This window comes from Plantactinospora solaniradicis (assembly GCF_042658085.1).
GTDB classification, from domain to species: domain Bacteria; phylum Actinomycetota; class Actinomycetes; order Mycobacteriales; family Micromonosporaceae; genus Plantactinospora; species Plantactinospora solaniradicis.
Genome location: NZ_JBHSPR010000047.1, coordinates 1 through 10,846 on the forward strand (window position 1 = coordinate 1; position 10,846 = coordinate 10,846).

The 10,846-nt window shown below is 67.7% G+C and carries 11 protein-coding genes and 1 pseudogene; 5 read left to right on the forward strand and 7 right to left on the reverse strand.

Annotation, left to right across the window (positions count from 1 at the left end):
* Positions 1-539: 539 nt before the first annotated feature.
* The gene (locus tag ACFP2T_RS36105) at positions 540-842 is read right to left on the reverse strand and encodes a MerR family transcriptional regulator (RefSeq protein ID WP_377429960.1); all 303 of its coding nucleotides are present in this window, start codon (positions 840-842) and stop codon (positions 540-542) included.
* A 989-nt stretch (positions 843-1,831) separates the two neighbouring features.
* Here ACFP2T_RS36105 and ACFP2T_RS36110 point away from each other — a divergent pair.
* Positions 1,832-2,052 (forward strand): annotated as a pseudogene (locus tag ACFP2T_RS36110) (tyrosine-type recombinase/integrase); the annotation flags it as partial.
* A gap of 170 nt (positions 2,053-2,222) precedes the next feature.
* On the opposite strand, the gene ACFP2T_RS36115 reads toward ACFP2T_RS36110, so the two are convergent.
* Positions 2,223-2,399, reverse strand: a complete 177-nt coding sequence (locus ACFP2T_RS36115) for a hypothetical protein (protein ID WP_377429963.1) — start codon at positions 2,397-2,399, stop codon at positions 2,223-2,225.
* Between the two features lie 9 nt (positions 2,400-2,408).
* Between ACFP2T_RS36115 and ACFP2T_RS36120 the strand changes: the two genes are divergently transcribed.
* Positions 2,409-2,558 carry a hypothetical protein gene (locus ACFP2T_RS36120; RefSeq protein ID WP_377429965.1) on the forward strand — a complete coding sequence of 50 codons (150 nt, stop codon included), beginning with the start codon at positions 2,409-2,411 and terminating at the stop codon, positions 2,556-2,558.
* Positions 2,559-2,624: 66 nt separating this feature from the next.
* Here ACFP2T_RS36120 and ACFP2T_RS36125 read toward each other — a convergent pair whose 3' ends face one another.
* Complete coding sequence (locus tag ACFP2T_RS36125; protein ID WP_230395566.1) at positions 2,625-2,900, reverse strand: hypothetical protein; 276 nt, start codon at positions 2,898-2,900, stop codon at positions 2,625-2,627.
* A gap of 93 nt (positions 2,901-2,993) precedes the next feature.
* On the opposite strand from ACFP2T_RS36125, the gene ACFP2T_RS36130 reads away from it, so the two are divergent.
* Positions 2,994-3,341, forward strand: coding sequence for a hypothetical protein (locus ACFP2T_RS36130; protein WP_377429968.1), 348 nt, complete (start codon positions 2,994-2,996; stop codon positions 3,339-3,341).
* A 154-nt stretch (positions 3,342-3,495) separates the two neighbouring features.
* Here the strand turns inward: ACFP2T_RS36130 and ACFP2T_RS36135 are convergent, their stop codons facing one another.
* Positions 3,496-4,581 carry an integrase core domain-containing protein gene (locus tag ACFP2T_RS36135; RefSeq protein WP_377429970.1) on the reverse strand — a complete coding sequence of 362 codons (1,086 nt, stop codon included), beginning with the start codon at positions 4,579-4,581 and terminating at the stop codon, positions 3,496-3,498.
* A 129-nt stretch (positions 4,582-4,710) separates the two neighbouring features.
* Complete coding sequence (locus ACFP2T_RS36140; protein WP_377429972.1) at positions 4,711-4,998, reverse strand: hypothetical protein; 288 nt, start codon at positions 4,996-4,998, stop codon at positions 4,711-4,713.
* Positions 4,999-5,350: 352 nt separating this feature from the next.
* Here ACFP2T_RS36140 and ACFP2T_RS36145 point away from each other — a divergent pair, with 352 nt between their 5' ends.
* Positions 5,351-7,294 carry an APC family permease gene (locus tag ACFP2T_RS36145; protein WP_417629217.1) on the forward strand — a complete coding sequence of 648 codons (1,944 nt, stop codon included), beginning with the start codon at positions 5,351-5,353 and terminating at the stop codon, positions 7,292-7,294.
* Positions 7,295-7,754: 460 nt separating this feature from the next.
* Positions 7,755-9,737, forward strand: a complete 1,983-nt coding sequence (locus tag ACFP2T_RS36150) for an APC family permease (RefSeq protein WP_465264285.1) — start codon at positions 7,755-7,757, stop codon at positions 9,735-9,737.
* Positions 9,738-9,766: 29 nt separating this feature from the next.
* On the opposite strand, the gene ACFP2T_RS36155 is transcribed toward ACFP2T_RS36150, so the two are convergent.
* Together ACFP2T_RS36155 and ACFP2T_RS36160 are read right to left on the reverse strand one after the other, a co-directional pair.
* A complete protein-coding gene (locus ACFP2T_RS36155; protein ID WP_377429976.1) occupies positions 9,767-10,192 on the reverse strand; it encodes an integrase core domain-containing protein in 426 nt (141 codons plus the stop codon).
* Between the two features lie 444 nt (positions 10,193-10,636).
* Positions 10,637-10,846, reverse strand: a 210-nt coding sequence (locus tag ACFP2T_RS36160) for a hypothetical protein (RefSeq protein ID WP_377429978.1), incomplete at its 5' end; no start/stop codon positions are given.

The window sequence follows — 10,846 nt, forward strand, 5'->3', positions numbered from 1 at the left end:
CCAGCGAGGGGGTCAAAGTTCGGCCGGAGCAGAGGGGGCAAACTTCAGCCGGCGTTGACACAGTCCAAGTCCGACGCTCTCTCTAAACCCGGCCCGGTCGAGGTGTTCGGCCGATGACGCCAACTCCTATGGCGGCAACGGAGAGTCGCGGACGCACATCGGCGGCGGGTCGCGATCCATGCGGGTGATGGCGAGTAGCGGGCTCAGGGGCGTACCGCTGCGGTGATGCGGGCGACGGCGGAGCGGTTGAGGCAGGCTGCGGCGATTTTGTTATTCCAGTTCGGCGGCGTCGCCGAGCGAGGAGACGGCAGTGCGGTTTGCGGGCTCTGGGTGATGCCGTGATCGTGCAGGTGGTCGACATCGGGGAGCAGGCCGATCGGCTCAGGCAGGACTCGCGTCCTGTGCTGCGGTCAGGCCCGCCCAGCGGCGCGGACCAACATCATGGCACCGCCCCTGGAGACGAGGAACGGCCCCTGCCCTGGCGGGAGGGACCGTGTGCGCTCATGTCACCCCGGGAGATGCCACCCGGGCGGGTGTGGTCAGCCGTGCTGGTGGTGCTCGTTGCGCCGCAGGGCCTCTTCGAGTTGGTCCTCGAGGATGATGATGCGGCAAGCGGCCGTCATGTCGGTGCCCTGGTCGCACATCTCACGGGCTCGGGCGGCGAGTCGTATTTGGTAGCGGGAGTAGCGGCGGTGCCCGCCGACGGAGCGGTACGGGTCGATCAGCTTCGCGTCACCGAGCCGGCGTAGGAAGTCCTGCGAGCAGCCGATGATCTCCGCCGCGCGGCCCATCGTGTAGGCGGGGTAGTACTCGTCGTCGAGCATGTCGTCGGGTTGGCCCATGTCACCTCCATCACGAGGGCCCCGGTGCTCGAAAGCACCGGGGCCCAAGGGTTACGGGTCAGAAACACCATCTACCGACGGAACCGTCGGCTTGTCGTATTCCGCACCACCCGTGTAAGACGGGTTCAGGTGCGAGGATCGCATAAGCGTGACCGGAGACCACCTCTCGTTCGATGGAAACTGCGGTGTCCGCGCCAGCCCATGGATGTGGCCGGTGGCGGGCGATCCAACGGTGTACGGGCCCTCCCTTTCCTCTGACTTCCTCTGCCGTACTCCGTGCCGTCCGTCGGTGTCGGAGCCCCACGCGACTTCATGGCCCCGCACACGTGCGACGAACCCTTTGTTGCCTGAGGTGGAGCCCTGAAACCAGCATCAGCCCCACCCGCTGTCACGCCCGGTCGTACACCACGTCCGGGTACCACCTGCCAACTACTCGTGCTTCCTACTCAACTGCGGTGAACATCTACCGCCGAACCGAGCGGAGCCTGAACGTTCCTTGGCTCTACCCCTTCGCCCTCGTCTGGGCGGTTACGTCAGCGTCTTTTGCTTCCCTCGTTCTCGACCTAAGAAACACTAGCTGACTGCGGCGAGCATATCTAGTACTACGGGCATAGATTTTCTCGGAGACCGTACGTAGCCTTCTACGGGTTCGCGGTCGGCGGCCGTGACGGCCGTAGTCGTAACCGGCGGCGCAGGACCCGCCCTGCCAGGTCTGGGCGGCCACCAACCACTCCACCCCCTTGCGGCCGATTGCGAATGCCGTCGCGGCGTAGTCGCTGGTGGATCGCGCAGTAGGTGCGGCCCGAGGCGGTCCAGATCTCGTGGGTGTTGTTCAACAAGCCCAGGTCGACCAGGTCCCGGTCGCACGGCTACTCGGCCTGCTGAACCAGGCGTGGTAGCTGAATTCGTCAATGGCCAGGACCCGTAGCGGGAGCGCGACCGAGTACCAGTCACGCTGACGACCCTCGCTGGGTCGGATCGAGCACCGACGCACCGACGGACAGCCCCTGCACCCCGGCTACGCCACCCTGCACTTCACCCGCTGGTCAAGCGAGCCGACCTCCCGCCGATCCGGCTGCACGACCTCCGCCACGGCGCGGCTTCCCTCGTACACGAAGCCTGTGCCAACCTCAAAACCGTGCAAGATCTACTCGGTCACGTCAGCATCGTCACCACTGCCGACACCTACACCAGCGTCCTACCGTTCGCCTAGCGTAAGTGCGCCGACGCCACCGCCCGACTCGTCGATCCTGCCGAACGTTGTCGGTGGCAGTTCGTGGTTGACCACGTTCCTGGCCGTCCTGACGGCACTTCTGCCGCACGTGCTGGTCGGGACCGTTGCCGGGGTGGTGGCGCTGCCGTTGCGGCCTACCGCCACCCCTAAATCGGAATGACTGGCAGTTCGTCCGGGCGGCCGTACGCGTCCGGCTGGGCGGTGAGGACGTACCCGTCGGAGTCGACCGCCAGTAGCAGTGCGGCGGCGGCGTCGACCCGCCCCAAGTCCCGGGCGAGGCCCGCGAGGGCCAGCCAGTCGTCAGGGTTCGTGTCAACGACCACAACGCTGGGATGCGCGGCGAGCAGGCCCACCGTGGCGAGCTGGTCGTCGGGGACACTCCGGTACGCCTCGGCGAGACATACGACGGGGAGTGCGACGAGGGCGTTTCCTCGCCAACCATGGTGATCGCTTCGCCGACAGCTATTGAGGCGCCGGCGTAGGCGGTGATGGCGGTGGTGTCGAGGATGATCTGGATGGTTGGAGTCACGCGACCTGGATGGTTGGAGTCACGCGACGCGGCGCCCGCTCGGGCGACCCATCCGCTCACGCAACTGCTGTCGCCGTTCGGGGGTCCACTTCGCGTCGGCTTCGGCGAGGCGTGCGCGGGCTCTGGCGACGCCTTCGTCGGTGATGTTGAAGCCTTGGTCGGCGAGAAGTTGGCGGCCTTGTTCGCGGACCATGCGTTGGCGGATGGCTTCGGCGACGAAAGCTGACGCGTTGGGCTCCTGTTCGAGGCGTTGTGCGACGTCGTCTGGGAGGCTGACCGTCACCCGTTGAGTCATACCCTATAGTGTACGGGATCATACTGGCCGCGAACAGGGCAAACGCAGGTCGCCGTCAGGGTGCGCGGTTCATGATCGCTTATGTGGGAGCGGGTGGAGGTCCCTGCTGTCGGCGGTCCGGTCGACAGCCGCTCCCCGACCGTGCCCCTCGACGACGGCCAACCACCCGAGGTGATCGACCAGAACTGGCTGTGGGTCGAGTACGGCGGCGAAGTGCTGGACGCGGACATGGCTGGCGTCTACGAGCTGGAGTCGTTCGCGGGCGGCAAATCTCCTGTCTACTCCGGCTGTCGGCGGGTTACCGTCGGTTCAGAGGTCAGTCTGCGCCGTCGGTTGATCGCTTACGGCGACGGTCGGGCGATCCACGGTCACCGATACGACGGAGCCCAGCCGGCTTTGTTGCGTCGCCGGTTGCGGGCCCGGGACAGAGTTGACGTATGAAGCGATCATGCCATCGTCCCTCTTGGTCACCGCCACCGTCGGCGTTCGCCAGGTTCCGGTTTCCGGCTGAGGTGATCGTGGTCGCGGTCCGCTGGTATCTGCGCTTCAACCTTGTACCTGCCGAAAATGTCATCCAGGCAGGTCAGGCGGCATGTTAGTACTCGTGGATGATGCCGGCGAGGCGGTCACGTCGGTGGATGTTCAGGCGGGCGATCCGGTCCGGGGCGGTGATCGGTTCGGGTAGCGGGGCGAGTGGCCGGGCGTTGGCGACGCCCTGATGAGGCCTGTGTTCGTTGTAGAAGACCTCGTACTCGCGGAGCGCGTGTAGTAGATGTCGCTGGTTGAGGATCAGTGTCCGGTCGAGGAGTTCACGTCGGCAGGTCCGTACCCAGCGTTCCATGATCGCGTTCATCCGGGGTATCCGGACGCCTGTGTGCACCACGGTGATGCCGGCGTCGGCGAGCACCCGGTCGAACAGGGCCGGGTATTTGCTGTCCCGGTCGCGGATCAGGTATTTCACCGGGCGTCCCGCGTCTTCGAGGTCCATGACCAGATTTCGGGCGATCTGGGTCACCCAGGCTGCGGTGGGGTGTGTGGTGGCGCTGAGGATCCGGATGCGGCGGGTGGCGTGTTCGATGACCGCCGGGACGTAGAGGCGGGCGCCGGTCAGGGTGCTCGTTTCGAAGAAGTCGGCGGCGATGACGGTCTGCGCCTGGGATCGTAGGAACACCGCCCACGTGCTGCTGGTGCGCTGAGGTGCCGGATCGATTCCGGCATCCTTCAGGATCTCCCAGACGGTGGAGGCGGCGACCTTGACGCCCAGGACGAGCAGTTCGCCGTGGATGCGGCGGTATCCCCAGGTGGTGTTCTCCGAGGCCAGGCGCAGGACGAGCCGACGGATGGACCGGACTGTTCGTGGTCGCCCGATTTGGTGGGGGCGGGAACGTCTGGCGTGTCGGCGGGCGATCAGGTCCCGGTGCCAGCGCAGCACCGTCTCGGGGCGGACCAGTAGCCGCAGGTGGTTCAGTGCGGTTCGCGGCAACGGGTGCAGCAGGGCGGCCAACCATGCCCGGTCCGCCGAGGGGAATTGGACCCGGTCGCCGTGCAGTTGTCGTTCGAGGACCGTGATCTGGTGCCGGAGCGCGAGGATTTCGGCGTCTTTGTCATGGTCGCCCATGGGTAGCAGTCGTAGCAGGGCGAGGGTGTTGGTCACGCCGAGGTAGGCCAGTCGAAACAGCACACCCCATCGTCGCGCCGTACTCGACGTAGACAACCGTCGCGATCCAGCCGAGAGGTTCACGTCTTCAGCGGAGCCTTCCACCTCGATGATTTAGATGGCTGCGACCAGGACAGATGAGGTTTTCGGCACTCACAAGGTCCAGTGGCGTCGCACCAGGCGGCGGTGCCAGTTCAGTAACGTGGCCGGGGTGACGATCCGATGTTCCCGTAGCCGGCGGGGCAGCAGGCGGACCAGGGCGGACAGGACCGCCCGGTCCGGCCAGGACAGCCGCGGCCGGCCGGGAACGTGGCGACGTAGCACCGCTACCTCGTGCCGCAGCGTGAGGACCTCTACCAGCAACGCCCTGTCGCTGCGAATCAGCAATCCCAGTCCGCTGAACAGGCGGATCATTCCCAGGTACAACAACCGAACGGCCACACCAGAGATCATCAGCCTGAGCCGAGAAATCCCAGCTCACAGCATGTGCGACGGGTTTTGGCACGGTACAGGCCTCGGGATCGCCTATTCCTGGCGGCACCTGGAGAACGTCGGCGTCCTGAGCGCCGGATCGTGCTCGTGGAGGTCAGGACTGAGCGTTGCGCCAGCACCCTCTGGGGCTCTTGTAGCGAGGGGTCGTTGAGCAGAGCCGCGCCGCGGCACTCGAAGTGATCATGGGCGGCGCCGCTTTACTCGATTCCCGGCGAAGCCGGGCGGTTCTGCGCCACGATGTCTGCGCGTCGGCAGTACGACCAAGCCGGGGACGGGGGTTGTCAGGGGGATGGTTCGGGCGGTGCGGGAACGGATCGCGCCCAGGGGCGGCGGACTGCGCGGCTGGCTGTTGCAGGGGATGCGACCGGGCCGGGTCCGGGGTCCCTACACGGCGCCGGACACTCCCCACCAGCGGCCGTGGTGGCGGGTCATGTGCCTGACCGGCCTGGACTACTTCTCGACCCTGGGATACCAGCCCGGCATCGCCGCACTCGCCGCCGGCGTAGTCTCACCGGTCGCCACCCTGGTGCTGGTGGCGCTGACCCTGTTCGGCGCCCTGCCGGTGTACCGCCGGGTGGCCCGGGAAAGCCCGCACGGGCAGGGATCGATCGCGATGCTGGAACACCTCCTGCCCCGCTGGCGAGGCAAGCTGCTGGTACTGGCGCTACTCGGCTTCGCCGCCACCGACTTCATGATCACTATCACCCTGTCTGCCGCAGACGCGACCGCCCACATCCTCGAGAACCCCTACCTGCCCGCGCCGATGGCGGACGCGCAGGTCGGGGTGACGCTGGTGCTGATCGCCGCGCTGGGCGCGGTGTTCCTCAAGGGGTTCAAGGAGGCGATCGGCATCGCGGTCGTCCTGGTCGCGACCTACCTGATCCTCAACGCGATCGTGATCACGACAACCCTCGGACACCTGTGGAGCCGGCCGCACCTGGTCGCCGACTGGCGGAACCTGCTTGTCAGTCAACATCCGGACCTGTTCGGGATCCTCGTGGTCGCACTGCTCGTTTTCCCCCGACTCGCCCTGGGCCTGTCCGGCTTCGAAACCGGAGTGGCAGTCATGCCGCTGATCCGGGGACGGCCGGACGAAAAGCCCGACCATCCCGAAGGACGCATCCGGGGCGCCCGCCGACTACTGGTCACCGCTGCGGTAATCATGAGCGTCTTCCTGATCACGAGCAGCTTCGTGACCACCGTGCTCATTCCGCCCGAGGAGTTCGAGGCAGACGGAGAGGCCAACGGCCGGGCGTTGGCCTTTCTCGCCCACGCCCACCTGGGCAACGGCTTCGGCACCGTGTACGACATCAGCACCGTGCTGATCCTTTGGTTCGCCGGCGCGTCGGCCATGGCCGGCCTGCTCAACCTCGTCCCGCGCTACCTGCCCCGGTACGGCATGGCGCCCGACTGGACCCGGGCGATCCGCCCCCTCGTCATCGTGTTCACCCTGGTGGCGTTCCTGATCACGCTGCTGTTCCGCGCCGACGTCACCGCACAGGGCGGCGCGTACGCCACCGGCGTCCTCGTCCTGATCACCTCGGCCGCGCTCGCCGTCACGCTCTCCGCCCGCCGTCGCCACCAGACCGGACCGGCACTCGGGTTCGGGGCGATCGCCGTGGTACTCGGGTACACGACCGTCGCCAACATCATCGAGCGACCCGACGGCGTGCGGATCGCGATCCTGTTCATCGTGGCGATCATCGCGACCTCGATCCTGTCCCGGGCACTGCGGGCCACCGAGCTACGCGTCACCGACGTACGACTCGACGCCCTCGCCCGACAGTTCACCGCCGACGTGATCGGGCATGGCGGCGAACTACATCTCATCGCGAACGAACCTCATGAGCGCGACGAGACCGAGTACCGGGAGAAAGAGGCCGAACAACGCGCGCACAACCACATCCCCGCCGGCGAACCGGTCCTGTTCCTGGAGGTGACCGTGCGGGACCCGTCCGAGTTCGAGTCCGACCTGGTGGTGACCGGCGAGGAACGCTTCGGCTACCGCATTCTGCGGGTCGAGGGCGCCAGCATCGCGAACACCCTCGCCGGCTTCCTCCTGCACCTACGCGACACCACCGGCCGGCTACCCCACATCTACTTCGCCTGGACCGAAGGCAATCCGGTGACGTACCTGCTGCGATACCTCTTCCTCGGCGAAGGCGAGATCGCACCCCTGACCCGTGAGGTACTGCGCCAGGCCGAGCCCGACCCCGGCCGCCGGCCACTGGTACACGTCGGATAACCCGTCGCCGACCGCCCCGACAGCGAGCGGGCACCACCGGCTCCTGGTGCGAGGTCGCACGGCGTGGCTCGTACCAGCGGGCCTCGACAGCGCCGGGACATGGCACGGCCGCAGTGGCAGCCGAAGGCGACCGGCTGCGGCCTGCGCCCTTTGCGTACCGAACCCCGGGCCGGTTACCGCTTCCAGACGTAGCCCGGCGACCACAAGCCGACGGCTCGATCCGGTCGCAGGATAGGTGCCAGCGCCCTGGACGCAAGATGTCTGACAGCTCTCATACCCCCGTGCTGGCGATCTTGACGCTTCCTCGACGGCTATGGTCGTTGACCAGGCCAGCCCCCTGCCGTAAGCATGGCGGGCCGGTCGGAACGGCTGACCACGTCGAGGGACCGGTATACGGCGATGAGCGGGTGCGCCGGGCGGCCATGGCCGCCGCGGCGGGTGCGTGTCCTGGGGAGGACTGATGAGCGTGACCGACGATCTCGCCGTGCCGGACATGGTGGAGGGACCCGGCCGCAAGCCGGCGCCGACCGGCCGGGTGGCGGGGTGGTTGCTACGGCACCAGGTACAGCCGGTGGGGCCGGCGGCGGGCGAGGCCCACGCCCAGCCGCACACCTGGTGGAAGGTGATGTGTCTGACCGGAGTCGACTACTTCTCCAGCCTGGCCTACGTACCGGCGATCGCCGCACTCGCCGCCGGGGCGGTGTCACCGCTGGCGACGTTGCTGATCGTGGCGTTGACCCTGCTGGGAATGCTGCCGATGTACCGGCGGGTGACCCGGGAGAGTCCGCACGGCGCCGGCTCCGTGGCGATGCTGGAGAACCTGCTGCCGTTCTGGTGGGGCAAGCTGTTCGTGCTGGTCCTGCTCGGCTTCGTCGCGACCTCGTGGATCATCACGATCACCCTCTCGGCGGCGGACGCCTCCGTGCACGTGGTGGAGAACCCGTACCTGCCGGCCGCCCTCCACGGCCACGAGGTGGCACTGACCGTCGTCCTGCTGCTGGTGCTGGGCGGGGTGTTCCTGCTCGGCTTCAGCGAGGCGGTGAGAGTAGCGATCCCGCTGGTCGCGGTCTTCCTCGGGTTGAACGCGGTGATCATCCTGGCCGGACTGGTCGAGGTGATCGCCACCCCCGCGGCGCTGTCGGCGTGGACCGACGCGCTCACCGCCGACGGCGTCGGGTTCGGTGGTCTGGCCGGGCCGGCCCTGCTGGCGTTTCCGCTGCTGGTGCTGGGCTTGTCCGGGTTCGAGACCGGGGTGAGCATGATGCCGCTGGTGGCCGCGGACGGCGCCGACGAGCGGCAGCGGCTGCGGTCGCGGATCCGTAACACCCGCAAGCTGCTCACCGTCGCCGCGGTCATCATGAGCGTCTACCTGCTGGCGAGTAGCTTCGTCACCACGGTGCTGATCCCCGTCGATGAGTTCCAGCCCGGTGGTGACGCGAACGGCCGAGCGCTGGCCTGGCTGGCCCACCACCAGCTCGGCGAGGTGTTCGGCACCGTCTACGACATCAGCACCATCGGAATCCTCTGGTTCGCCGGCGCGTCGGCGATGGCCGGCCTGGTCAACATCGTGCCGCGCTACCTGCCGTCGTACGGGATGGCTCCGGAGTGGGGCCGCGCCGTCCGTCCGGTGGTGCTGGTCTACACCGTGGTCTGCGTGGCAATCACGATCGCGTTCGGCGCGGACGTCAACGCCCAGGCGGGCGCTTACGCGACCGGGATCCTGGCGATGATGGTCTCCGGCGGGTTCGCGGTCACCGTCTCGGCGGTACGCCGCCGGCAGCGCCTGGGCGCGGCCGGGTTCGGACTGCTCACCGCCGTGCTCCTCTACGCCCTGGCCAGCAACATCGTCGAGAAGCCCGACGGGATCGCCATCTCCGGGGTGTTCATCGCCGGGATCATCGTCGTCTCGCTGATCTCCCGGGTATCCCGCACCACCGAGCTACGGGCCGACCGCATCGAGTTCGACCCGGCCGCCCGCCGGTTCGTCACCGACTCACTCGCGCACGACGGGGCGCTGAACCTGATCGCGAACCGACGCCAGACCGGCGACGCCGCCGAGTACGCCGGCAAGGAACGCGAGCAGCGCACCGACAATCCGGTGCCCGGCAGTGCCGACGTGCTGTTCCTGGAAATCGACGTGGTCGACCCGTCGGCCTTCAGCGACACCCTGACCGTGCGGGGCATCGACGTCGACGGGCACCGGGTACTGCGCGCCGCGTCCCCGGCCGCACCGAACGCCATCGCCGCGGTCCTACTCGCCCTGCGCGACACCACCGGCGTCCGACCACACTGCTACTTCGCCTGGGCAGAGGGCAGCCCGCTGGTGCACATGTTCCGCTACTTCCTCCTCGGCCGCGGCGACACGGCCCCGGTGGTGCGCGAGATCATCCGCCGCAACGAACCGGATCCCGGACGCCGGCCCGGCATCCACGTCGGAAGCTGAGCGTGTGCCGTTCTTAAACCCGACTCTGGCTACGCTGCCTGCGAGTATTCGCTGACCATGCCGTCGACGATCTTCCGTCGGTGTACCCGGATCGTGGCCAGGTCGACCACCGGCGGAGGTGATGCCTCGCGGTTCGGCGGGCGTTGCGCCCGGCCCTGATGGGGTCGGTGATCGTTGTAGTGCCTGACGTACTCGTCCAGCACGACGTGTAGGTGCCGCGGGTTGTAGATCAGCATCCGGTCCAGGCACTCCCGACGTACCGTGCGTACCCAGCATTCGGCGTGGGCGTTGGCTCGCGGTGCGCCGGGCGGGCTACGCAGGACTTCGATCTCTTCGGCGGTGAATACACCGTCGAACATGACGGTGTATTTGGTATCCCGGTCCCGGATCAGGACCTTGAACCGGGACCCTCGGTCCCCGAGGTCCATGATGAGGTTGCGGGCCTGCTGGGTCACCCACGCCCCGGTCGGGTTCGTGGTCGCGCCGAGGATGTGTGTACCCGCCGGTCGCGATCTCGATCAGGAACAGTACGTAGACGCGGGCCAGGCCGATCGTGTCGACGTGCAGGAAGTCACAGGGCGAGGATCCCCTGGCCTGGGCGGCCAGGAACTGGGCCCAGGTCGGCCCGCTGCGCCGCCGTGCCGGATCCAGCCCGGCCCGTGTGAGGATCTTCCACACGGTGCTGGCTGCGATCCGGCAGCCGAGGCCGATCAGTTCGCGTACAGGGACGACGGCAGCCTGGTCGTCCGCACCGCGTGGATCGACCCGGCCGAACGCGACCGGATGCCCCGCACCCTCACACCGGCCGCCATCGCCGCCCTGAACCTGGTCGCGGCCAGCGGCGACGGAACCGCGATGCACGAGCGGCCCTTGTGGCACCCGCTGCGAGAAGCGACCGATCACACCGCCACCACCATCGAAGAGCGGTCCAGGGCCGGGGCCGGGGCCGGTTCCTGGTCGGACAAAAAGCCCGTCCGACACGACAGGCCGAACACGTCGGCGACGATGTCGATCGCCTGCGGCGCCTGCCGCAACAGGATCTGGGTGGTGGCGTTGGAGATGACGATCTGCCCGAAAAAGCTAGCGGCGGTTGGCTGACCGGTCGTTGT

Excerpts from the sequence above, each read along its gene's own strand:
- ACFP2T_RS36105 (WP_377429960.1), bottom strand. The coding sequence starts at position 842 with ATGGGCCAACCCGACGACATGCTCGACGACGAGTACTACCCCGCCTAC.
- ACFP2T_RS36150 (WP_465264285.1), top strand. The coding sequence starts at position 7,755 with ATGAGCGTGACCGACGATCTCGCCGTGCCGGACATGGTGGAGGGACCC.
- ACFP2T_RS36125 (WP_230395566.1), bottom strand. The coding sequence starts at position 2,900 with ATGACTCAACGGGTGACGGTCAGCCTCCCAGACGACGTCGCACAACGC.
- ACFP2T_RS36120 (WP_377429965.1), top strand. The coding sequence starts at position 2,409 with ATGCGCGGCGAGCAGGCCCACCGTGGCGAGCTGGTCGTCGGGGACACT.